This is a genomic window from Polaromonas sp. P5_D5 (assembly GCF_054049435.1).
Genome location: NZ_JBFUMJ010000003.1, coordinates 733,895 through 754,607, shown reverse-complemented (window position 1 = coordinate 754,607; position 20,713 = coordinate 733,895). Strand labels below are relative to the sequence as shown.

At 60.0% G+C, this 20,713-nt stretch carries 26 protein-coding genes; 19 read left to right on the top strand and 7 right to left on the bottom strand.

The window, feature by feature from the left end:
- The 13 genes from ACXJKE_RS16420 to ACXJKE_RS16360 all read left to right on the top strand — a co-directional run.
- On the top strand, positions 1-262 hold a 262-nt coding region (locus tag ACXJKE_RS16420), incomplete at its 5' end, for an EF-Tu C-terminal domain-related protein (RefSeq protein ID WP_457281638.1).
- Between the two features lie 25 nt (positions 263-287).
- On the top strand, positions 288-602 hold the full coding sequence (gene rpsJ, locus ACXJKE_RS16415) for a 30S ribosomal protein S10 (protein ID WP_007838118.1): 315 nt from the start codon (positions 288-290) through the stop codon (positions 600-602).
- Positions 603-818: 216 nt separating this feature from the next.
- Positions 819-1,502, top strand: a complete 684-nt coding sequence (gene rplC, locus ACXJKE_RS16410; protein WP_011481229.1) for a 50S ribosomal protein L3 — start codon at positions 819-821, stop codon at positions 1,500-1,502.
- Entirely contained in the window at positions 1,502-2,122 is a 621-nt protein-coding gene (gene rplD / locus ACXJKE_RS16405) for a 50S ribosomal protein L4 (RefSeq protein WP_011481230.1), read from the top strand. The genes rplC and rplD overlap by 1 nt, the downstream gene beginning before the upstream one ends.
- Positions 2,119-2,454 carry a 50S ribosomal protein L23 gene (gene rplW, locus ACXJKE_RS16400; protein WP_457281637.1) on the top strand — a complete coding sequence of 112 codons (336 nt, stop codon included), beginning with the start codon at positions 2,119-2,121 and terminating at the stop codon, positions 2,452-2,454. Before rplD ends, rplW begins: the two co-directional genes overlap by 4 nt.
- Complete coding sequence (rplB, locus tag ACXJKE_RS16395) at positions 2,454-3,278, top strand: 50S ribosomal protein L2 (protein WP_011481232.1); 825 nt, start codon at positions 2,454-2,456, stop codon at positions 3,276-3,278. The genes rplW and rplB overlap by 1 nt, the downstream gene beginning before the upstream one ends.
- Positions 3,279-3,287: 9 nt before the next feature.
- Positions 3,288-3,566 carry a 30S ribosomal protein S19 gene (gene rpsS, locus ACXJKE_RS16390; RefSeq protein ID WP_007866503.1) on the top strand — a complete coding sequence of 93 codons (279 nt, stop codon included), beginning with the start codon at positions 3,288-3,290 and terminating at the stop codon, positions 3,564-3,566.
- Positions 3,567-3,576: 10 nt separating this feature from the next.
- The gene (gene rplV / locus ACXJKE_RS16385; protein ID WP_007866508.1) at positions 3,577-3,906 is read left to right on the top strand and encodes a 50S ribosomal protein L22; all 330 of its coding nucleotides are present in this window, start codon (positions 3,577-3,579) and stop codon (positions 3,904-3,906) included.
- Between the two features lie 12 nt (positions 3,907-3,918).
- Entirely contained in the window at positions 3,919-4,827 is a 909-nt protein-coding gene (gene rpsC / locus ACXJKE_RS16380; protein WP_457281636.1) for a 30S ribosomal protein S3, read from the top strand.
- A 24-nt stretch (positions 4,828-4,851) separates the two neighbouring features.
- On the top strand, positions 4,852-5,268 hold the full coding sequence (rplP, locus tag ACXJKE_RS16375) for a 50S ribosomal protein L16 (RefSeq protein ID WP_122954483.1): 417 nt from the start codon (positions 4,852-4,854) through the stop codon (positions 5,266-5,268).
- A 12-nt stretch (positions 5,269-5,280) separates the two neighbouring features.
- Entirely contained in the window at positions 5,281-5,490 is a 210-nt protein-coding gene (gene rpmC, locus ACXJKE_RS16370) for a 50S ribosomal protein L29 (protein WP_431098894.1), read from the top strand.
- Positions 5,487-5,756 (top strand): 30S ribosomal protein S17, encoded by a 270-nt coding sequence (rpsQ, locus tag ACXJKE_RS16365; RefSeq protein ID WP_457281635.1) that lies wholly within the window; start codon positions 5,487-5,489, stop codon positions 5,754-5,756. The genes rpmC and rpsQ overlap by 4 nt, the downstream gene beginning before the upstream one ends.
- Positions 5,757-6,002: 246 nt before the next feature.
- On the top strand, positions 6,003-6,509 hold the full coding sequence (locus tag ACXJKE_RS16360; protein ID WP_457281634.1) for a redoxin family protein: 507 nt from the start codon (positions 6,003-6,005) through the stop codon (positions 6,507-6,509).
- Between the two features lie 166 nt (positions 6,510-6,675).
- Here the strand turns inward: ACXJKE_RS16360 and ACXJKE_RS16355 are convergent, their stop codons facing one another.
- Both ACXJKE_RS16355 and ACXJKE_RS16350 read right to left on the bottom strand, forming a co-directional pair.
- Positions 6,676-7,164, bottom strand: a complete 489-nt coding sequence (locus ACXJKE_RS16355; RefSeq protein WP_457281633.1) for a GNAT family N-acetyltransferase — start codon at positions 7,162-7,164, stop codon at positions 6,676-6,678.
- An 81-nt stretch (positions 7,165-7,245) separates the two neighbouring features.
- A complete protein-coding gene (locus ACXJKE_RS16350) occupies positions 7,246-7,935 on the bottom strand; it encodes a cytochrome b/b6 domain-containing protein (protein WP_457281632.1) in 690 nt (229 codons plus the stop codon).
- Between the two features lie 189 nt (positions 7,936-8,124).
- Here ACXJKE_RS16350 and ACXJKE_RS16345 point away from each other — a divergent pair, with 189 nt between their 5' ends.
- Complete coding sequence (locus ACXJKE_RS16345; RefSeq protein WP_457281631.1) at positions 8,125-8,580, top strand: c-type cytochrome; 456 nt, start codon at positions 8,125-8,127, stop codon at positions 8,578-8,580.
- Between the two features lie 176 nt (positions 8,581-8,756).
- On the opposite strand, the gene ACXJKE_RS16340 is transcribed toward ACXJKE_RS16345, so the two are convergent.
- A complete protein-coding gene (locus ACXJKE_RS16340) occupies positions 8,757-9,272 on the bottom strand; it encodes a TlpA disulfide reductase family protein (RefSeq protein ID WP_457281630.1) in 516 nt (171 codons plus the stop codon).
- Between the two features lie 15 nt (positions 9,273-9,287).
- On the opposite strand from ACXJKE_RS16340, the gene ACXJKE_RS16335 reads away from it, so the two are divergent.
- The 5 genes from ACXJKE_RS16335 (at position 9,288) to ACXJKE_RS16315 (ending at position 17,078) form a co-directional block, all read left to right on the top strand.
- Positions 9,288-10,001, top strand: coding sequence for a DUF4197 domain-containing protein (locus ACXJKE_RS16335; RefSeq protein WP_457281629.1), 714 nt, complete (start codon positions 9,288-9,290; stop codon positions 9,999-10,001).
- Positions 10,002-10,544: 543 nt separating this feature from the next.
- A complete protein-coding gene (locus ACXJKE_RS16330; protein WP_457281628.1) occupies positions 10,545-11,579 on the top strand; it encodes a cytochrome-c peroxidase in 1,035 nt (344 codons plus the stop codon).
- Entirely contained in the window at positions 11,576-13,384 is a 1,809-nt protein-coding gene (locus tag ACXJKE_RS16325) for a DAHL domain-containing protein (protein ID WP_457281627.1), read from the top strand. Before ACXJKE_RS16330 ends, ACXJKE_RS16325 begins: the two co-directional genes overlap by 4 nt.
- Entirely contained in the window at positions 13,381-14,676 is a 1,296-nt protein-coding gene (locus ACXJKE_RS16320; RefSeq protein WP_457281626.1) for a sensor histidine kinase, read from the top strand. The genes ACXJKE_RS16325 and ACXJKE_RS16320 overlap by 4 nt, the downstream gene beginning before the upstream one ends.
- Positions 14,673-17,078: a response regulator gene (locus ACXJKE_RS16315; RefSeq protein ID WP_457281625.1), complete on the top strand. Its 2,406-nt coding sequence runs from the start codon at positions 14,673-14,675 to the stop codon at positions 17,076-17,078. The genes ACXJKE_RS16320 and ACXJKE_RS16315 overlap by 4 nt, the downstream gene beginning before the upstream one ends.
- A 238-nt stretch (positions 17,079-17,316) precedes the next feature.
- On the opposite strand, the gene phnD is transcribed toward ACXJKE_RS16315, so the two are convergent.
- From phnD to ACXJKE_RS16295, 4 genes are all read right to left on the bottom strand, one after another.
- Positions 17,317-18,288: a phosphate/phosphite/phosphonate ABC transporter substrate-binding protein gene (gene phnD, locus ACXJKE_RS16310; protein ID WP_457281624.1), complete on the bottom strand. Its 972-nt coding sequence runs from the start codon at positions 18,286-18,288 to the stop codon at positions 17,317-17,319.
- 290 nt (positions 18,289-18,578) lie between these two features.
- Positions 18,579-19,094 carry a DinB family protein gene (locus ACXJKE_RS16305; protein ID WP_457281623.1) on the bottom strand — a complete coding sequence of 172 codons (516 nt, stop codon included), beginning with the start codon at positions 19,092-19,094 and terminating at the stop codon, positions 18,579-18,581.
- Positions 19,094-19,300 carry a DUF1737 domain-containing protein gene (locus ACXJKE_RS16300; protein WP_457281622.1) on the bottom strand — a complete coding sequence of 69 codons (207 nt, stop codon included), beginning with the start codon at positions 19,298-19,300 and terminating at the stop codon, positions 19,094-19,096. Before ACXJKE_RS16300 ends, ACXJKE_RS16305 begins: the two co-directional genes overlap by 1 nt.
- Before the next feature lie 93 nt (positions 19,301-19,393).
- Positions 19,394-20,707: a D-amino acid dehydrogenase gene (locus tag ACXJKE_RS16295; RefSeq protein ID WP_457281621.1), complete on the bottom strand. Its 1,314-nt coding sequence runs from the start codon at positions 20,705-20,707 to the stop codon at positions 19,394-19,396.
- Between the last annotated feature and the right edge of the window lie 6 nt (positions 20,708-20,713).

The following is a 20,713-nucleotide window of genomic DNA, read 5'->3' as shown; positions in this document are numbered from 1 at the left end:
GATCTACGTTCTGAGCAAGGACGAAGGCGGCCGCCACACGCCATTCTTCAACAACTATCGCCCCCAGTTCTACTTCCGCACGACGGACGTGACCGGTGCGATCGAGTTGCCAGAAGGCAAGGAAATGGTCATGCCAGGCGATAACGTGTCGATCACCGTCAAGCTGATCAACCCGATCGCCATGGAAGAAGGCCTGCGCTTTGCCATCCGCGAAGGCGGCAAGACCGTCGGCGCCGGTGTCGTTGCCAAAATCATTGCGTAATTTCCGCAAACCATAAGGAATTACCATGGCCACCAAGCAAAAAATCCGCATTCGCCTGAAGGCGTTTGATTACAAGCTGATCGACCAGTCGGCAGCTGAAATCGTTGACACTGCCAAGCGCACCGGTGCGATTGTCAAGGGCCCCGTGCCCCTGCCAACGCGCATGAAGCGTTTTGACATCCTGCGTTCGCCCCACGTCAACAAGACGAGCCGCGACCAGCTGGAAATCCGCACGCACCAGCGTCTGATGGACATCGTGGACCCTACGGACAAAACCGTGGATGCCCTGATGAAGCTCGACTTGCCGGCTGGCGTGGACGTCGAAATCAAGCTGCAGTAAGCAAAAAATCGGGGTTTCGGCCACAAGCTGGCCCCCAAATCGACAGGTTTTAGCCCAGGTTTGCCATTTTTGGCCGCCTGGGCTATACTCTTGGGCTGTCCTTTGCATATTGGCTCCTTGCTTCTATGGATTGGGCGGTTTTATTAACAGTCTTTCACATCAAAACGTCTGTGGCCAATTGAAGTCGCAGCGGTGAAAGTTACGAAAGAACACATCATGAGTCTGAGCAACTCCCTCGGGTTGCTGGGCCGCAAAGTTGGCATGATGCGTCTGTTCACGGATGATGGGGACACAGTTCCTGTTACCGTGGTGGATGTATCGAACAACCGCGTGACCCAGGTTAAAACCGAAGCAAATGACGGCTACGATGCCCTTCAAGTGGCATTTGGCGCACGCAAAGCATCGCGCGTGACCAAGCCGGCCGCTGGCCACCTTGCGAAAGCAGGCGTTGAGGCTGGTGAAATCCTGAAAGAATTCCGCGTGACGGCTGACGTCGCAGGCAAATACGCTGCCGGTACTGTTGTGCCCGCAGCCGACGTGTTTGCCGTGGGCCAGCTGGTGGACGTGCAGGGCACCTCCATTGGTAAAGGCTACGCCGGCACCATCAAGCGCCACAACATGAGCTCGCAGCGCGCGTCGCACGGTAACAGCCGTTCGCACAACGTTCCCGGCTCCATCGGTATGGCGCAGGACCCCGGCCGTGTGTTTCCTGGTAAACGCATGACGGGCCACCTGGGTGACGTCACCGTGACCACGCAAAACCTGAACATTGTGCGCATTGACGAAGCCCGTCAGCTGCTGATGATTCGCGGCGCTGTGCCTGGTTCCAAAGGCGGTTTTGTCACGGTTCGCGCCGCGATCAAGGCCAAGCCCACCACCGCTGCTAAAGGAGCGAACTGATGCAGGTCGAACTCCTGAATGACCAAGGTCTGGCTTCGTCCAAAGTGGACGTGCCTGATACCGTATTTGGTCGCGAATACAACGAAAGCCTGATTCACCAGGTGGTCGTGGCCTTCCAGGCCAACGCCCGCCAGGGTACCCGGGCCCAGAAGGACCGTGAGCAGGTTCGTCACTCGACCAAGAAGCCGTTTAAACAAAAGGGCACCGGTCGTGCACGTGCTGGTATGACGTCTTCGCCACTGTGGCGCGGCGGCGGTCGTATCTTCCCGAACATGCCTGATGAAAACTTCACGCAGAAGATCAACAAGAAGATGTATCGCGCCGGCATGGCGTCCATCTTCTCGCAACTGGCGCGCGAAGGCCGCCTGGCTGTGGTTGATTCGCTGGCTGTGGATTCACCCAAGACGAAAGTCCTGGCTGACAAGTTCAAGGCCATGAACCTCAACTCGGTGCTGGTCATCGCTGATGTGGTTGATGAAAACCTGTACCTGGCTTCCCGCAATCTGGTGAACATCCTCGTGGTTGAGCCCCGTTACGCCGATCCGGTGTCGCTGGTTCACTACAAGAAGGTTCTGGTCACCAAGGCCGCCATGGACCAACTCAAGGAGATGTTCGCATGAGCGCCCGTAACCCATCTTCTCCAAAACTGAAATTCGACGAAGGCCGCCTGATGCAGGTTCTGGTCGCTCCCATCGTGTCTGAAAAGGCGACGATGATTGCGGACAAGACCAATGCCGTGACCTTCAAGGTGCTGCAGGACGCTACCAAATTTGAGATCAAGGCTGCTGTGCAGCTGATGTTCAAGGTGGACGTTCAGTCGGTTGCCGTCCTCAACATCAAAGGCAAGACCAAGCGCTTTGGCAAATCCGTGGGCCGCCGCGACAACATTCGCAAGGCCTACGTGACGCTCAAGCCAGGTCAAGAGCTCAACCTCGGTGGGGAGTCTGCGTAATGGCTGTCATTAAAATGAAACCCACCTCTCCCGGCATGCGCGGGATGGTGAAGATCTCCCGGGATCACCTGCACAAGGGTGAGCCTTACGCGCCGCTGCTGGAGCCACAATTCCAGAAGTCCGGCCGTAACAACAACGGGCACATCACGGTTCGCCACAAAGGCGGTGGTCACAAGCACCACTACCGCGTGGTCGACTTCAAGCGCAACAAGGACGCCATTCCGGCCAAGGTCGAACGTATCGAGTACGACCCCAACCGCACGGCCCACATTGCTCTGCTCTGCTACGCCGACGGCGAGCGCACCTACATCATCGCCCCCCGCGGCCTTGAAGTCGGCGCCACGCTGATCAGCGGTTCGGAAGCGCCGATTCGCGTCGGCAACACCCTGCCGATCCGCAATATTCCTGTCGGTTCGACGATCCACTGCATCGAGATGCAAATCGGCAAGGGCGCGCAAATCGCCCGCTCTGCCGGCACCTCTGCAACCTTGTTGGCCCGCGAAGGTACCTACGCCCAGGTGCGTATGCGCTCCGGTGAAGTTCGCAAGATCCACATCGAATGCCGCGCCACCATTGGTGAAGTCGCCAACGAAGAACACAGCCTGCGCCGTCTCGGCAAGGCCGGTGTGAAGCGCTGGATGGGTATTCGCCCGACCGTTCGCGGTGTGGTGATGAACCCCGTTGACCACCCGCACGGCGGTGGCGAAGGCAAGACCGGCGAAGGCCGTCATCCTGTCGATCCATGGGGTAACCTGACCAAGGGCTACCGCACCCGCAACAACAAGCGCACGCAAGTGATGATTGTTTCGCGTCGCAAGAAGTAAGGCTAACCCATGACACGTTCACTCAAAAAAGGTCCGTTTGTCGACCATCATTTGGTAGCCAAAGCCGACAAGGCCGTTACCAACAAGGACAAAAAGCCGATCAAGACCTGGTCGCGTCGCTCCATGATCCTGCCCGAGTTCATCGGCCTGACCATCGCCGTTCACAACGGCAAGCAGCACGTACCTGTCTACATCACCGATCAAATGGTTGGCCACAAGCTGGGCGAGTTCGCACTCACCCGGACTTTCAAAGGTCATCCGGCTGATAAAAAAGTTGTGAGAAAGTAAGGAAAAGACCATGGAAACACGTGCAACCCTCCGGGGCGTTCGTCTGTCGGTCGACAAGGGCCGTCTGGTCGCTGACCTGATCCGCGGCAAGAAAGTGGATCAAGCCCTCAACATCCTGAATTTCACGCAGAAAAAAGCTGCTGGAATCATCAAGAAGGTTGTGGAGTCCGCCATCGCCAACGCTGAACACAACGATGGCGCCGACATCGACGAGCTGAAGGTGAAAACCATCTACGTCGAACAAGGTGCCACGCTCAAGCGTTTCTCCGCGCGCGCAAAAGGCCGCGGCAACAGCATCAGCAAGCCCACGTGCCATGTGTACGTGGTCGTTGGCAACTAAAGGCAGCAGGATATGGGACAAAAAATCAACCCAACCGGGTTTCGCCTTGCAGTTAGCCGCAACTGGTCTAGCCGCTGGTACGCAAGCAACCGTGATTTCGCCGGCATGCTGGCTGAAGACATCAAGGTTCGCGAGTATCTGAAGGCCAAGCTCAAGAACGCTGCGGTTTCGCGCGTTCTGATCGAGCGCCCCGCCAAGAATGCCCGCATCACGATTTTCTCGGCACGTCCGGGCGTCGTGATCGGCAAAAAAGGTGAGGACATCGAGAACCTCAAGAAAGAACTGAGCCGCCAGCTGGGCGTGCCGGTCGCCGTGAACATCGAAGAAGTTCGCAAGCCTGAAATTGATGCCAAGCTCATCGCTGACAGCATCACCCAGCAGCTTGAAAAACGCATCATGTTCCGCCGTGCGATGAAGCGCGCCATGCAAAATGCCATGCGTCTGGGTGCCCTGGGCATCAAGATCATGTCGTCCGGCCGCCTCAACGGCATTGAAATCGCTCGTTGCGAGTGGTACCGCGAAGGTCGCGTGCCCCTTCACACCCTGCGCGCCGACATCGACTACGGCACCTCCGAAGCCAAGACCACCTATGGTGTGATCGGCGTCAAGGTCTGGGTCTACAAGGGCGACACGCTGGGCCGCAACGATGCGCCAGGCGCCAAGATGGTGGAAACACCGGCCGACGAAGAACGCAAGCCGCGCGGCCCACGCCGTGATGCCCGTCCTGGCGATCGCCCTGGTTCCGACCGTCCTGCTCCACGCGGTGCCCGTGCACCACGCGGTGCGACCAACACCGCTCCGGTAGATGGAAGCGACAAGCCGGCTGAAGCTACTCCTGGTAGCGAAGCCCCGAAAACCACCGTTAAGCGCGTCCGTAAAGCCGCGCCAGCTGCAGCAGCTGACGGTGCCAAGACCGAGTAATCGGTCTATTAACGGAGAATCAAAATGCTGCAACCCGCTCGCAGAAAATACCGCAAAGAGCAAAAAGGCCGTAACACCGGCATCGCAACCCGGGGTTCCTCGGTTGCGTTCGGTGACTTCGGTCTTAAATGCACTGACCGTGGCCGTCTGACGGCCCGTCAAATTGAAGCCGCACGCCGTGCGATTTCCCGTCACGTCAAACGTGGCGGCCGTATCTGGATCCGTGTCTTCCCGGACAAGCCGATTTCCCAAAAGCCTGCTGAAGTGCGTATGGGTAACGGTAAAGGTAACCCAGAGTACTACGTGGCTGAAATCCAGCCCGGCAAGATCGTCTTTGAAATCGTTGGTGTGCCTGAAGAGCTGGCCCGCGAAGCGTTCCGCCTGGCATCCGCCAAGCTGCCGCTGCGCACCACCTTCGTCAGCCGCATGATCGGCCAGTAAGGGGAAATGACAATGACCAAATCTACTGAACTGCGCCAAAAAGACGTTGCCGGCCTGAAAACCGAAGTCAAAGAGCTGCAAAAAGCCCACTTTGGCCTGCGCATGCAAAAAGCCACGCAGCAACTGACCAACCTTTCCACGCTGCGTTCCACGCGTCGCAGCATCGCTCGCGCCAAGACTATCCTGGCCGAAACCATCGTCAAGCAAGGAGCCAAAAAATGACGGAAGCTAAAAAATCCCTCAAGCGCACCTTGATCGGCAAGGTGGTCAGCGACAAGCGCGCCAAGACTGTCACGGTTCTGGTTGAGCGTCGTGTGAAACATGAGCTGTACGGCAAGATCGTATCGCTGTCCAGCAAGTACCACGCCCATGACGAAAAAGGCGAGTACCACACGGGTGACGTGATCGAGATCACCGAAAGCCGCCCGATCTCCAAGACCAAGAACTGGGTTGTGACCCGTCTGGTTGAAAAGGCTGCGGTCGTTTAAGTCTTGAGTTCAACTTAAGGCTGACTCCGGTCACGCTCAAAAAAACGGCTCACTTCGGTGGGCCGTTTTTGTTTGTGCTTTCTGCGATGCCGCTGGTGTGCCGCCGTCCCTCCGGGCTTTCGAAGTATGACCTTCACGTGCGCGCCGCCTTTTGCACAGTGAGCACACGCTTGCTGCCGCCGCACTACACTTCGGGGTTGATTTCCCCACTTCATTCACAACCCATCCATTCTTGAGGAGCACACCATGATCAAAGTAGGCGACACCCTTCCGGCCACCACGCTGATGGAATTTTCTGAAGTTGAAGGCAACGGCTGCAGCATTGGCCCCAATCCGGTCGACGTGGCCAAGGCCACCGCCGGCAAGACCATCGCCTTGTTCGCGCTTCCCGGTGCGTTCACGCCCACCTGTTCGGCCAAGCATGTGCCCGGCTACGTAGAGAAGTTCGCTGAACTGAAGGCCGCAGGTGTTGACGAGATCTGGTGCCTGAGCGTGAACGATGCGTTTGTCATGGGCGCCTGGGCACGCGACCAGAAGACCGGCGACAAGGTGCGCATGCTGGCCGATGGCAGTGCAGAGTTCGCCAAGGCCACGGGCCTGACGCTGGACCTGACGGCGCGCGGCATGGGCCTGCGCAGCAACCGCTACTCCATGCTGGTCAAGGATGGAAAGGTCGCCAGCCTGAATGTTGAAGGCCCAGGCAAGTTTGAAGTCAGTGATGCCGCCACGTTGCTGGCGCAAGCCAAAGGCTGATCACGCTGCCCCCCCGGCCCTTACGGGTCTGTCAAAGCCGCTGCCTCTTTGTCAGCGGCTTTTTTATTGTGCTCTGCTGGTGATGGCGGATTGACGTCGGCTAGTTAATTGCTATCAATAACATAGCTGCTTGCGCAAAGCCCCATTGGCCTGCAGCATGTTTTTCCTACAAATCGACCTTGAGATAGTGCGCGCCCGGGATCGGGTTGTGATAGTAGGGCGGTATCTCGGAGAATCCCAGCTCGGCATACAGGGCGCGCGCCGATTCCATGTCGTCCAGCGTGTCCAGCAGCACCGAGGAATAGCCCGCCACGCGCGCAGCATCCAAAGTCGCCTCCGCCAGCTGCCGGCCCAGACCGAGACGGCGAAACGGCAGGCGTACATACAGCCGCTTCATTTCCCCGGCATTCGGGTAGTCGACCGAGTCCAGTGCACGCAGCGCGCAACAGCCGGCGATTTCGCCGTCGACCAGGGCCAGCAGCAGCGCACCCTCAGGGTCATCGTACTCACCGGGCAGCTCGGCCAGTTCGGCCTCAAAGTTCTGGAAGCACAGGTCAATGCCGAGCTGCTCCGCATATTCGCGAAAAATCAGCCGCGTGGCAGCCAGCTGCGCCGGCGTGTCGGGCGTGATGAACTGGATGGAGGGGCGTTGCACGGATCGGCAGGAAGAAGTCGACAACCAGTTTACCGTGATTTGCAACTGGAGAGCAGGCCCGGGACGCCCCGGCCGGAGGCATCAAAATGCAGCAGGCGCGGCCAGTGTAGACACCCAGTAAGCCACGCCACCGCAGATCGCCAGGATCAGCGCTGCAGCCAGGCGCGAGACCGTGTCGTCCCGCGATGGCGGAGCCGGCACCACCAGCTCCTTGTCACCGTGCAGCATGGCGCCGACCAGGTTGTGCTTGCGGGTCAGGTAATAAACGATGGCCGCGATGTGCAATACCACCAGGGCCAAAAGCACCCATTTGCCAATGTTCTTGTGGTAGTTGGTTGTCAGGCTGACGGTGGCGTTGGAGACGAAACGTGTCAGGGGGCCGGCAAAGGCAATTTCGTCGTCGCTCAGCAGGCCCGTGCCGACCTGGGCCACCAGAAATCCCAGCATGGCGAACACCGAACCCGCACCTATCGGGCTGTGGCCGACACCGTGTTCGGGCTTGCCCTGGCCTTTGAGGTAGTTGATGACGCTTTGGGGCGCATAGATGAACGCCCCAAAACGAGACCAGCGCCCACCCACCAGGCCCCAGACAACGCGAAACAGCAGCAGGGCGAGCACGGTATAGCCAAACCGGAAATGCCAGACCATGGCGTTGCCACCGATGGTGCCGGTAATGGCCAGCCCAAGCACACAAGCCACCAGCGCCCAGTGAAAAAACCGCGTGGGGAAATCCCAGACGCGCACCTTGTGAAGGTTTTTATTGGTGTACATGCTCACTCCTCGTTTTTGTGGTTGTTCTATGCAACGGTGCCCTTTATACGGCCTCGCTGCCACTTGGTGCTTTCCCGTAGCGCATAAGTTCCTGCGGAACTTATCTGGTCTGGCTAAACTCAGCCCTATGGCAACAGGCAAAGTGTGTTGCCATTGCCCCATCTTAAGAAAAAACCTACGAGGAAACCCATGAAAGCTTTTGCCTGTATCGCCGCAGCCGCCACATTGATGGCCATGGCTGCTCCGGCCTCCGCGCAGTTTGCCAAACCCGAAGATGCCATCAAATACCGCCAGAGCGCGTTGTTTGTCATGGGCCAGCACTTCGGGCGTGTCGGTGCCATGGCCAACGGCCGTGTTCCCTTCGACGCCAAGGTTGCAGCGGACAACGCAGAAATTGTGGCCGAGATGGCCAAGCTCCCGTGGGCCGCCTTTGGCCCCGGCACCGACAAGGGCGGCAACACCAAGGCCAAGCCTGAAATCTGGGCCGAACAAGCCAAGTTCAAGGAAGGCCATGAAAAGCTGGTCGCAGAGACCGCCAAGCTGGCCGCCGCGGCCAAGACCGGCAACCTTGATAACCTGAAGACCGCTTTCACGGCGACGGCTGGCAGTTGCAAGGCTTGCCACGACGCCTTCAGAAATCAGTAACACCCCCGTCCAGGCTCACTGCGTGTAGCCTGTTCCCCCCTCGAGGGGGCGGCGCCTGGGGCCGGCGAAGCCGGACCCTCGGCCCCCGCTTGAATGGAGACATCTCCGTCCCGGGGTTGGGCAACAAAAAAGCCGGTTCGTTTGAACCGGCTTTTCTTTTGGGGGAGCGAAACGCTTCAGGTCTCTTTGAGAAGCTTTTCAATCAGCTGGTGCAGCGCCGCAAAGTCGGGCTCGCCCACGTACTGTTTGACGATCTCGCCGCGCTTGTTGACCAGATAGGTTGTCGGCGTGAGCTGCACATCGCCCCATGCTTTGGCCACTGCGCCGGTGTTGTCGATGGCCACCTTGAAAGGTAGTTGGCGCGTCTGCGTGTAATTGACGACATAGCTGGGTGGGTCGTAGCTCATGGCCACGGCCAGCGTGTCGTAGCCTTGGGATTGGTATTTGTTGTAGGTCGAAATGACCTTCGGCATTTCTGCCACACAGGTCACGCAGCTGGTGGCCCAGAAATTGACCAGGGTGACCTTGCCTTTGAGGTCTGCGGTGGTTTTTTTGCTGCCGTCCAGCAACACAAAGGTCGACTCCGGCGCGGCCTCGGCGCCGCCACATCCCGGCAGGCAAGCAAGGGCCGCCACAGCCAAAATACCGGCCAGTGCCGTGCGGCATACTGTCAGGCGGGATGTCAATTTCATTGGAAGGACCTCATCATGCAACGTCGCAATTTTAACCAGGCCGGCGTCAGCGCGTTGGGCGCACTGATATTGGCCACCTACCACCAGGCCCACGCACTCTCGCTCGGGGACTTGTCGGGCATCAGCAATGCCGACGCCAGCGCCGGCCTGAAAACAGCCCTCGAAAAAGGTGCTGTCGCCGCCGTCGCCCTGCTGGGCAAGACAGATGGATTCCTCGGCAACCCAAAAGTTCGCATTCCCTTGCCCGGATATCTCGAAGATGCTTCGAAATTGCTAAAAAACTTCGGCCAGGGCAAGCGGATCGATGAACTGGTGACGTCCATCAACCGGGCCGCCGAAGCTGCCGTGCCCATGGGAAAGGACCTGCTGGTCAATGCGGTACGCACCATGAACGTGAATGACGCGAAAAACATCCTGACCGGCGGCGAAACCTCGGTGACCACTTTCTTCGCTGAAAAAACCCGCGCTCCGCTGGGCGTGAAGTTTCTGCCCGTGGTGACCAAGGCGACCGAAAAAGTCGGCCTGGCCAACAAGTACAACGAATTCGCCGGCCGGGCCGCCGGCTTTGGCCTGGTCAAGAAAGAAGACGCCAACATCCAGCAGTACGTGACCGGCAAATCGCTGGACGGCCTGTACCTGATCATCGGTGAGGAAGAAAAGAAGATCCGGCAAGACCCGGTAGGCACCGGCAGCGCCATCCTCAAGAAGGTCTTCGGATCCATGAAATAACGGTTTTGCTGAAATGTCGCACCGGAAATCGGTTTTCAGCCCATATAGCGCGGGCGCAAGCAGCTATCAAAAAGTGAGCGACATAGAGGGCAGGGCGGCGGGATCTGGTTGAGGAACAGAGACGGCGTTCTCATGCGCCGGGCGGCTCCGAAAAAAACGCATTTGCTTACATGCGGTTGGTAAATATGACCACGCGGGAAATGCCTTAACAGCCCCGCCGATAAACGTGCTCTGATCAGGTTGCAGCGAACGGTCTGGAGCGGCTGCGGATACCGCGGATCACCGACGGTATGTAAAGAATGCCGCTCAAGCCGCCAAGCTGGGTTATGCAGGCTTCGTCCCGTGGCTGGGGGGCAACGGATGGACGCCGGCATGAAGCGCCGCCACGTCAGCAAATCCGGACAATTGCCGAAACATGGATTTATCATCAAGAAGGACAGCCATCGCTTCTCAGTGGGTGGCAACCTTGCGGTTCACGCTTCGGGGTTGCGTCCGGTTCGGATTCGCGCTTCGCACTCCCGCACGAAACCCACGAGGTGAGCCATGAACGAGCACCCCGATCCATGCTCCAGGGGCGCCAGCCCAGACCCTTCTGCCGCCACGGTTTCGGCGGTCACGGGATTGGGTGAGCGGCTGAAGCTGCTGCTGGCTGTGCTGACGTTCGCCTCCCATGCCGCCATCGCGGCCCCCTTGCTCAATGAGCCCATCCAGCCAATCCCCCTCACACTGAAGCAGGACCCGGCCCGTGTCGAAATCGGGCGGCAGCTGTTTCACGATCCACGCCTGTCCGGAAACGGGCGCGTGTCCTGTTTCAGCTGCCATGATTTGAGCAAGGGCGGCGGTGACGGCCGTGACCGCTCCGTCGGGCTTAACGGTGGGCTGACCGGTGTCAATGCCCCGACGGTGTTCAATGCGGCGCTCAATTTCAGGCAATTCTGGAACGGCCGCGCCGAATCGCTGGAGTCCCAGGTAGACCATGTCATGCTGAACCCGATCGAGATGGGGGCGAAGTGGGAAGATGTGGTTCGCAAGATAGCGGACGACGCGAAATACAAAAGCGCGTTTGGTGCGGCCTACAAAGACGGCGTGACCAAAGCCAATATCCAGAACGCCATCGCGACATTCGAACGGACGCTGATCACACCCAACTCACGCTTCGACAAATATTTGCGTGGTGACACCAACGCCATTACCGACGCGGAGAAGGTCGGCTACGCCAAGTTCAAGCAGTACGGGTGCGTCGCCTGCCACCAGGGCGTCAACGTGGGCGGCAACATGTTCCAGAAATTCGGCGTCATGGGCGACTACTTCGCAAAGCGCGGCAGCCCGACGGAGGCCGATCTTGGCCGGTACCTCGTCACGAAGGTGGAAAGCGACAAGCACGTCTTCAAGGTACCGAGCCTGCGCAACATCGCGCTGACGGCGCCTTATTTTCACGATGCCTCGGCCAAGACACTGGAAGATGCCGTCGATGTCATGTTCAGGTACCAGCTCGGACGCGTTGCCTCCAGGGAAGACAAGGAATCCATCGTCAAATTCCTCAATACGCTCACCGGCGAACGGGACTTCAAACCGTGAAAAAAAAGAATCAACTTGCCCTGGCGCCTATGGCGGTAATCACCGCCGTGCTGCTGTCCATCCTGGTGTTCCTGTATAGCAAAACCCAAAGCTTCGACGAGTCGCACTACTTTGAGGATATGGCTGTGCTGCGCCACCTGAAGCAGCTGGACGCGCAATGGGAGCTGGATGTGCTGAAGTCCAGGATCGGGATCAACACGCACTACGATGCGCTGGCCGATAACCAGGGCGGGATGGCCCGGCTCATGGAACAACTCGAGTCGGGCACCCACGCCCACAAGCACGATGCATCGGGGCAGGTGGACAAGCTCGCGGCGCTGGAACGCGCCGTGCAGGACAAAGCCGCCCTGATCGAGCAATTCAAGTCGCACAACTCTGTGCTGCGAAACTCGCTGGCCTTTCTTCCCACCGCGGCGGAAGATGTCCAGCAGTCGCTCGGGCCCGGCCGCGGCGCCACAGAGCCGGCGCTCCGGCAGATTTCGTCTGGCGTTAGCAGGCTGCTGCTCGCGAGCATGCTGTACAGCCAGAGCCCGACCGACGAAAAGGGTGCCGAGATAGAAGAGGAACTGGGCCGGCTTGACGGCAAGCTGCGCCATACTCCGCCGGGCATTGCCGACAGGCTGGGGATCTTCCGCGCGCATGTCCAGACCATCTTGCGCGAACAAAAAACAGTCAATGAACTTCTCGCGGGTATTTCCTCGGCACCGACCGCCAAGTTGCTCGATGCGGCCAACGATGCATCAACGATCGAGCAGCAGCGCGCGGGGGTGGAGGGCGAGCGCTACGGCCGCTACCTGCTAATTTTCTCGGCCGTGCTGGTGGCTCTGCTGCTGTATGCAGCCCTTCACGTGTTTCGCAGCCATGCCGTGATCCGGCGCGTCAACACGGAACTCCAGGCGGCCAATGAGCACCTTGAACAGCGCGTGCAGGAACGGACGAAGGAGCTGCGCCAGGCGCAAAGCGAGCTGATGACCACTGCGCGCCAGGCGGGCATGGCCGAGATTGCCACCAATGTGCTGCACAACGTGGGCAACATCCTCAACAGCGTCAACGTCTCGGCCGACCTCATCGGCAGCACCTTGCACAAATCCAGGGTGCAGGGGCTTTCCCGGGGCATGCAGCTGATGAACGAGCACGCCGCAGACCTGGCCCATTTTCTGGTTCACGACGAGAAGGGCAAGATACTGCCCGGCTATTTGAATGGGATCTCCCAGACCCTGGTGCAGGAGCAGCAGGGCATGCTCAAGGAGCTGGAACTCCTCACCAGAAGCATCGACCACATCAAGGACGTCGTCGCCACGCAGCAATCGTACGCAGGCGGCGGCAGCATCGTTGAGCCGGTGCAGATCAGCGACCTGGTGGAGGACGCGCTGCGGATGAACGGTGTCTCACTGGCGCGCCACGGAGTCACTGTGGTGAAGGAGTTCGCGCAGGTGCCAGAAGCACTGCTGGACCGCTCACGGGTCCTGCAGATTCTCGTGAACCTGATCAGCAACGCCAAAAATGCCATGGCGGGTATGCCGGCCGCATCGCACCAGATCACATTGCGGGTGGAGCCTGTTGGCGAGTCGACCTTGCGGGTCTCTGTCATGGATAAGGGAGAGGGGATACCGGCGGAAAACCTCACGCTGATTTTCTCGCACGGATTTACGACGCGCAAAACAGGCCACGGCTTTGGTTTGCACAGTTGCGCGCTGGCAGTCAGCCAGATGGGCGGGACACTTTCCGCTCACAGCGACGGGCCGGGTCTGGGGGCCACCTTCACACTGGAGCTGCCAATGGATATCGCGCAGACCAAATCATGACGCAGCTACAGAACCAGCGCATCCTGCTGATCGACGACATGCTGTCGATCCATGAGGACTTTCGCAAAATCCTCGCTGCGAAACCGGTGGCGCGTGATCTGGACGTTGCCGAAACCGAGTTGTTTGGTGAGGTCACGCAGATTTCCTACGGTGATTTTGAACTGGACTCCGCTTATCAGGGCGCCGAAGGTGTGGCCAAGGTGGAGGAATCCATCCGGGCCGGGCGGCCCTATGCCATGGCTTTTGTGGACATGCGCATGCCGCCGGGCTGGGACGGGGTGGAGACCATCGAGCGGCTTTGGGGTGTTGATCCGCATGTGCAGATCGTGATCTGCACAGCCTACTCCGACCATCCCTGGGAAAATGTGCTGGCGCGGCTGGACGTGCAGGACCGCCTGCTGGTGCTCAAAAAGCCATTCGACATGATCGAAGTCAGCCAGCTCGCGAGAACACTGACCGCCAAATGGGAGCTGGCGCGGCGCGCGGCAGCACAGGTGAGCAGCCTGGAAGATACCGTGCAGGATCTCAGGGCAACCGAAGCGGCTTTGCGCCAGTCCAACAAGGAACTCGAAGCCTTCTCGTATTCGCTCGCGCATGACTTGCGCTCTCCCCTGAACTCGATTGACGGCTTCAGCCACTTGCTGCAAAAGGCGGTCAGCGGTGATGCGGCGGAACGCGCGAGGCATTACCTGAGCCGGATACGCGAGGGAGTCAGGCAAATGGGTGAGCTCACGGATGGCCTTCTGCTGCTGGCCCAGGTGTCCCGTACCAACCTGAAGATCGAGACAGTCGACCTCACGGCAATAGCCGAGCGCGTGCGCGGTGACTGCCAGAAACGCAATACCGCGCGAGATGTGAAAGTCCACATAACGCCCAACCTTACCGCTGTGGGTGACTCCGCGTTGCTGTGCCAGGTAATGGAAAACCTTATTTCCAACGCATGGAAGTTCACCGTCCATGCCACTGCCCCCGAGATCTGGGTTGGGGCGCAGCACCCCGACAACGAAAGTACGGTCTATTTTGTCCGTGATAACGGCGTCGGGTTTGACATGACGTACGCGGACAAATTGTTCGGTACCTTCCAGCGCCTGCATTCACCGGGTGAGTTTGCAGGGATGGGAATCGGGCTGGCAAGCGCTCACCGGATCATTTCCCGTCACGGCGGTCGTATCTGGGCCGAAGGGGCGGTGGGGCAAGGTGCCACATTTTTCTTCACCATTCCATCGCCTGTGCGGCAACACTCGCCCGATGAAACCCCGGCTGATGCGAAAAAACACAGGAGCCAGCCATGACTCAACTGCAGAACCGGCGCATTTTGCTGATCGACGACATGCCGTCCATCCACGAAGACTTCCGGAAAATTCTTGCGTCCAGGCCGGTTGCGCATGACCTGGACGATGCCGAAGCCCTGTTGTTTGGCGACGCCGCACCGGTATCCGATGATGGCTTTGAGCTGGACTCGGCCTACCAGGGACGTGAGGGTCTGGACAAGGTCGAGGTCTCCGTTCGGGCCGGGCGGCCCTATGCCATGGCCTTTGTGGACATGCGCATGCCGCCGGGCTGGGATGGTGTGGAGACCATCGAACGGCTTTGGCGCGTTGATCCAAAGGTACAGATCGTCATCTGCACCGCCTACTCCGACCATGCCTGGGAAGATGTGTTCGCGCGGCTGGAAGCCCGGGATCGCCTCCTGATTCTGAAAAAACCGTTTGATCCGGTTGAAGTCAGCCAGCTGGCAAGAATGCTGACCACAAAATGGGAGCTGGCGCAGCAGGCGGCAGCGCAGGTGAGCGGCCTGGAGGAAGCCGTGCAGGAGCGCACCCGCGCCTTGCATGACAGCGAATCACAACTGCGCCAGATCACGGACAGTGTGCCCGCCTTGATTGCCTATATCGACGCCGAACAGCGCTTTCAGTTCCATAACCTTGCCTACGAAGAAGTTCTTGGCCTGAAGCACGGCCAGATCCACGGCAAGACCATGCGCGAACTGATGGGCGACGAGCTCCACGAAAAAGAGCGGGGCAAGATTGAAGAAGCGCTCGCCGGTTATGCGGCGCAATACGACCGCACGCAGGTCACGTCAGATGGCCAACTGCGCGACTACGTCATGCAGTACTTTCCACGCTACGGCGAAAACGAGGACGAAGGCAAGGTGGTCGGCTTTTTCTCGCTGGGCACCGACGTGACCGAACTCAAGCGCATTGACCGCATGAAGAGTGAGTTCGTCTCTACCGTCAGTCATGAGTTGCGCACCCCGCTGACCTCCATTCGCGGCTCCCTGGGCTTGATCGCCGGCGGCGTGGCCGGGGAGCTGCCGGCCATGGCCAAAAACCTGGTCGGCATCGCCACCAACAATTGCGAACGGCTCATCAGGTTGATCAACGACATTCTTGACAGCGAAAAAATTGAATCCGGAAAAATGCGTTTTGACTTCCAGCAGATGGAACTGCAGCCTCTGCTGACGCAAGCCCTGACGGCCAACGAAGGCTTCGCAGGCCAGCACAACGTCAAGCTGGTTCTGGACGCACCGGCAGAAGCGGTAAGGGTCAGCGTCGACAGCGACAGGCTGACCCAGGTCATTACCAACCTGTTGTCCAACGCCGTGAAATTCGCGCCGGCCCAGTCCTGCGTGGAAGTCCGGCTGCTGTGCAAGAACGGCAGGGTCCGGGTGGAAGTCGCCGACAGCGGCCCCGGCATTCCCGAAGAGTTCCGAAAGCGCATCTTTCAGAAATTCTCGCAAGCCGACACATCGGACACCCGAAAAATGGGTGGTACGGGCCTGGGCCTGAACATCTCGCGCGCCATCGTGGAGCGGATGGGCGGCCAAATCGGGTTCACGACGGAAACCGGCGTCGGAACTGTTTTCTTCTTTGAGCTGCCCGAGGCGGTGCCGGCGCCGATTCAAACCAGCATCAGGTCCGGGGCAGCGACCAGGCCGCTCATCCTGGTCTGCGAAGACGATCCCGACATTGCCCGCCTGATCAACCTGATGCTTGATAAAGGCGGCTTTGACTCGGACATGGTGCACAGCGCAGGGCAGGCGCTGGAGCAAGTCATGCTGATGCCCTACGCTGCCATGACGGTCGACCTGAACCTGCCCGACCAGGACGGCATCAGCCTGATTCGTGCACTGCGCCGCGAAGAGGCGACGAAAGACCTGCCGATCGTGGTGGTCTCGGCCAATGCTGAAGAAGGCGAGCTCGAGTTCAATACCCAGCCCCTGGCGGTTTCAACATGGCTGGAAAAACCCATCGATGAGAACCTCCTGATCCTCAGTTTGCACCGTGCCATCGGTAACATGGCCGAAGGCCGGCCGCGCATTTTGCACGTCGAGGACGACCTCGATATCCAGCGCATTGCCGCGGCCATTGCCCAGGACTTTGCCACCTTTGAATTTGCCGCCACGCTGCGCGAGGCACGCGACCAGCTGGCGCGCCGCCGTTACGACCTGGTGCTGCTCGACCTGACGCTGAAAGACGGCTCGGGCTGGGGACTGCTGGACACCATTGAAGCGCTCGACATCGTGCCGCCAGTGGTCGTGTTTTCTGCGCACGATGTGGAGCCGAAGCAAAGCCAGCGTGCGGAGGCGGTGCTGGTGAAAGCACACACTTCCAACGAGCAGCTGATTCGGACCCTGCAGCGGGTGCTCGATGAAAGCCTCTGGGGAACGGTTCACCCACCTCTGAGTGCCTGAAATAGACCCACCCCCGTCCAGGCTCACTGGCGTGTAGCCCGTTCCCCCCTTCCAGGGGGCGGCGCCTGCGGTCTGGCAAAGCCAGTCCCGCGGCCCCTGCTGGTGAAATACCTCCATCACTGGCGTACTCACAGAATCTTCAGGCCAGCTCGAGCCGTGGAACCGGCTTTGCCGGGCCACAGGCGGGCGGCCCCCTCGGGGGGCAGGGAGCTACACGAAGTGAGCGACCGTGGGGGCTCTACTTCTTTTGACTGGCGCGGTAGACCTGCATCACCGTCGCGAAGTCGCGATCAAAGTTGATGGGCAGGAAGGTGTCGTTGCCGGGCAGCTGCTTTTTCAGTGTGGGTGAGAAGCTGTAGCTGAACGAGCATTTCTTCACGCGTGCCTGCAGTTCGGGCGAAACGTCCTTGCTCATGGTCCAGGTTTCCGTCATGAAAGGCGGGCTTTCCCAGAGCGTGCGGATGCTCGAGCCCTTGACGTCGCCCTTGACGACCATGCGCTGGTACAAATCGCTGGCCACGGCTGCGGCCGGATAAAAACCATGCATCACGCCCGTGACGGAGCGCTCGTGGCCGTTGGAGAACACGACTTCGTAGTCCTTGTCCGGCGTCAGGCCCAGCGCCGGGAACAGCGCGCGCGGCGCGAGGTTGCCCGAGTTCGAGGTTGGCGTGGTGTGCGCGATTTTCTTGCCGATCAGGTCCTTCGGTTCCCTGTACGGGCTGTCGATGCGGGTGATCAGAATCAGTTTGTAGGAGTTGCGCAGGCCCGTGGCCTTGTTGCCCGGAACGCCAAACGGCGCCGGCTGGCCGGCGGTGACCAACTGCGCAGCCAGGCCGGGGTTGACCTGTGCCAGCTGGACCTTGCCGGCCGAGATACCTTCAATCAGCTCTTTTTCACCGAGGATGTCGATGTTGCTGGTCTTGTCCATCGATTCGCCTTGCGCGTTTTGCAGGTCGATGTTTCCGCAGCGTGACAGGTGGCTGAAGTAGTCGCCCCACAAGGCCATGGTTTCGCTCTTGCCATAGGTCTTGGGCATGGCCACGACCATTTTTTCGCGTGGGCCGGAATATTTTTCGGGCGCGGGCGCGGGGGTGGCGGCCGCTGCTTTTGCCTTGCGTGCAGGCTTTACTTCGTCGGTCTGGGCTGTTGCCGAACCCAGGGCGCAGGCGGCGCTGGCTAATATTGCTGCATGGCGCAGATAAAACTTCATGTTGATCACTCCAGTTGTCTATGAAAAAACCGATACGCAGGAATGCAGGTTTGTATGCCGCTGGCTATACACAAACCGCGCTCCCAACCCAGTCAGTGTGCATGACGGCGTGTCGAAACGAACTTTTTGTTACATTCGAATGAATACCTTCGTGACATAAATCAGCGTATCTGCTTCAGAGGCTGTTGTTTTTTCATTGAAAAGACGGCCCTGGCAACCTGTAAGCGCCTGGGAGGCGGCCAATACTGCGCCTCAGGATGCCCGTGCTGTGCGACAGGGGGGTGAAGGCCTCAAGCGGCGAGGGAGGCGTCGATTTTCCCGAGCAGCCATTGCAGCCCGGCCAGGTGCTGCTGGTCGTGGCTGCACAGGTAATGCACCAGGCTGCGCAGCGTGAGCGCGCCGTAACCTTCGAATTCCGCCGTGCGGCCAAGTTGCTCGGGCGTGATGCCCGACAGCATGGCCATCGTCCGGGTGCGCGCTGCCCGAAACGCCGCGAAGACTTCCTGCGCATCAGCAGCCGCGTAGTCGCGTTCCTTTTCCAGTACATAGCCGTCCAGTGATTCCAGCACGGGATTGGTTTCCGACAAGGTGCGCTGAAACCGCACGTGATACCCGTCGATCTCGATGTCCCTGACGTGGCAGATCTGCGCGAGGGCCGTGAAGTTTTCGCTCGGAATGCCTTCCCACGACGGCGGCGTCCAACCCTTGTGGCTTTCAGGAATCGCATCGTAAAACTGTTCCAGATGGCGCGGAAAATCCGCCATGGCCTGGAGCGTTGCGGGGTTCAGGGGCTGGGCAGGGCTCATCAGCCGGCCTTGCGCAGCGAAGGCCAGAGCACCGCCTGCGCCACGATCACGTTCTCGCCATTGAAGGTCGCCGCCGGCGAGCCGTAAAGCTCGTAACCCAGCGCCAGCGCCTCGCTCACGCGGCGGCAAAAGCTCGCGTCATCAGGGCCGGTAAGGAGCCTGTAGGTGGGAAGACCGTCGGGGGGCGTGGTGGCGGGTGATGTCATGGCGGCAAGCGGCTGATGAACGGAGGGCGATATTACCGTTTCCGCCCACCTGCTGCAGGACGCCGTGCTTCAGACCCCCTTTTCAGGCCTTGCTCAGGCCTTTGCCATCCCCGGCAATGCCATCACACGCCCCGGCGCCGGCATCCCGGTAAACGCAAAGTCGACTTCCGGCACGCGCCCGCTCACGATGTCCGCAATCGCCGCGCCCGAGCCGCAGGCATGCGTCCAGCCCAGCGTGCCGTGGCCCGTGTTGAGGAAGACATTGGAGGCCTTGCTTTTGCCGATGTAAGGCACATTGCTCGGCGTGGCCGGCCGCAGACCCGTCCAGAACTGCGCGCCCTCGCCGTCCGTCATGTCGGGAAAAAGCTGCTTCACACGGCGCACGATGGCGTTGCAGCGCACCAGGTTCAGCTCGGTGTTGTAGCCGTTGAGCTCGGCCGTGCCGGCAATGCGCAAGCGGTTGCCAAAACGCGAGAACACCAGCTTGTACTCGTCATCCGTCAGGCTGACCTGGTACGACGCCGCCTCGTTGATCACGGGCAGCGTGACCGAATAACCCTTGGCCGGGTAGATGCGCAGGCTTTGCCCCAGCACCTTGGCCCACTGCGCGCTGAAGGCGCCCAGGCACATCACATACGCGTCGGCTTTCAGCATCTCGACCTTGCCGCCGGCCTCGCCGCTGCCCATCGCCACCTGCACGCCGTTCAGCTGCCCCTCTGCAGCGTCCAGGCCCAGCACGGTGGTGTTGTACAGAAATTTCACACCGGCTTGTTCGCAGCGCGCCGCCAGCGCGGCGGTAAACGCGCGGGCGTCACCCGATTCATCGCTGGGCGTCATGCTGCCGCCCACGATGCTGCCACGGCATTGCGCCAGCGCGGGCTCAATCGCCACACACTCGTCGGCCGTCTTCATGTCGAGTTCGCAGCCGTGCTCGCGCATGATGCGCGCGGGCTCCTGTGCCGCGTCGTACTCGGCCTGGCTGGTGTAGAAGTGCAGGATGCCTTTGGTCTGCGCGTTGTACAGCAGGCCCAGCTCGGCGCGCAGCTTTTGCAGCGCGCCGCGGCTGTACATGCCCAGGTTCACGATCTGCTTGATGTTTTGTGCCGTGCGCGCGGGCGTGCAGTTGCGCAAAAACTCCAGCCCCCACAGCCACTGGTTCACATCGGCGCGCAGCCTGAAAAGCAGCGGCGCATCTTCACGCGCCAGCCATTGCAGCACTTTCAGCGGCGCGCCCGGGTTGGCCCAGGGCTCCGCGTGGCTCACGGATATTTGCCCGCCGTTGGCAAAGCTGGTTTCCATCGCGGCCGCGTTGCGGCGCTCCACCACCGTGACTTCATGGCCGCGTTGCGCCAAATACCAGGCCGTGGTGATCCCCGTGACACCCGCACCCAAAACCATGACTTTCATGGCGAT

What these genes read in the sequence shown, in the direction of transcription:
- rpsJ (WP_007838118.1), top strand. Translation starts at nt 288, where the DNA reads ATGGCCACCAAGCAAAAAATCCGCATTCGCCTGAAGGCGTTTGATTAC.
- rplC (WP_011481229.1), top strand. Translation starts at nt 819, where the DNA reads ATGAGTCTGAGCAACTCCCTCGGGTTGCTGGGCCGCAAAGTTGGCATG.
- rplD (WP_011481230.1), top strand. Translation starts at nt 1,502, where the DNA reads ATGCAGGTCGAACTCCTGAATGACCAAGGTCTGGCTTCGTCCAAAGTG.
- rplW (WP_457281637.1), top strand. Translation starts at nt 2,119, where the DNA reads ATGAGCGCCCGTAACCCATCTTCTCCAAAACTGAAATTCGACGAAGGC.
- rplB (WP_011481232.1), top strand. Translation starts at nt 2,454, where the DNA reads ATGGCTGTCATTAAAATGAAACCCACCTCTCCCGGCATGCGCGGGATG.
- rpsS (WP_007866503.1), top strand. Translation starts at nt 3,288, where the DNA reads ATGACACGTTCACTCAAAAAAGGTCCGTTTGTCGACCATCATTTGGTA.
- rplV (WP_007866508.1), top strand. Translation starts at nt 3,577, where the DNA reads ATGGAAACACGTGCAACCCTCCGGGGCGTTCGTCTGTCGGTCGACAAG.
- rpsC (WP_457281636.1), top strand. Translation starts at nt 3,919, where the DNA reads ATGGGACAAAAAATCAACCCAACCGGGTTTCGCCTTGCAGTTAGCCGC.
- rplP (WP_122954483.1), top strand. Translation starts at nt 4,852, where the DNA reads ATGCTGCAACCCGCTCGCAGAAAATACCGCAAAGAGCAAAAAGGCCGT.
- rpmC (WP_431098894.1), top strand. Translation starts at nt 5,281, where the DNA reads ATGACCAAATCTACTGAACTGCGCCAAAAAGACGTTGCCGGCCTGAAA.
- rpsQ (WP_457281635.1), top strand. Translation starts at nt 5,487, where the DNA reads ATGACGGAAGCTAAAAAATCCCTCAAGCGCACCTTGATCGGCAAGGTG.
- ACXJKE_RS16360 (WP_457281634.1), top strand. Translation starts at nt 6,003, where the DNA reads ATGATCAAAGTAGGCGACACCCTTCCGGCCACCACGCTGATGGAATTT.
- ACXJKE_RS16350 (WP_457281632.1), bottom strand. Translation starts at nt 7,935, where the DNA reads ATGTACACCAATAAAAACCTTCACAAGGTGCGCGTCTGGGATTTCCCC.
- ACXJKE_RS16345 (WP_457281631.1), top strand. Translation starts at nt 8,125, where the DNA reads ATGAAAGCTTTTGCCTGTATCGCCGCAGCCGCCACATTGATGGCCATG.
- ACXJKE_RS16340 (WP_457281630.1), bottom strand. Translation starts at nt 9,272, where the DNA reads ATGAAATTGACATCCCGCCTGACAGTATGCCGCACGGCACTGGCCGGT.
- ACXJKE_RS16335 (WP_457281629.1), top strand. Translation starts at nt 9,288, where the DNA reads ATGCAACGTCGCAATTTTAACCAGGCCGGCGTCAGCGCGTTGGGCGCA.
- ACXJKE_RS16330 (WP_457281628.1), top strand. Translation starts at nt 10,545, where the DNA reads ATGAACGAGCACCCCGATCCATGCTCCAGGGGCGCCAGCCCAGACCCT.
- ACXJKE_RS16320 (WP_457281626.1), top strand. Translation starts at nt 13,381, where the DNA reads ATGACGCAGCTACAGAACCAGCGCATCCTGCTGATCGACGACATGCTG.
- ACXJKE_RS16315 (WP_457281625.1), top strand. Translation starts at nt 14,673, where the DNA reads ATGACTCAACTGCAGAACCGGCGCATTTTGCTGATCGACGACATGCCG.
- phnD (WP_457281624.1), bottom strand. Translation starts at nt 18,288, where the DNA reads ATGAAGTTTTATCTGCGCCATGCAGCAATATTAGCCAGCGCCGCCTGC.
- ACXJKE_RS16305 (WP_457281623.1), bottom strand. Translation starts at nt 19,094, where the DNA reads ATGAGCCCTGCCCAGCCCCTGAACCCCGCAACGCTCCAGGCCATGGCG.
- ACXJKE_RS16300 (WP_457281622.1), bottom strand. Translation starts at nt 19,300, where the DNA reads ATGACATCACCCGCCACCACGCCCCCCGACGGTCTTCCCACCTACAGG.
- ACXJKE_RS16295 (WP_457281621.1), bottom strand. Translation starts at nt 20,707, where the DNA reads ATGAAAGTCATGGTTTTGGGTGCGGGTGTCACGGGGATCACCACGGCC.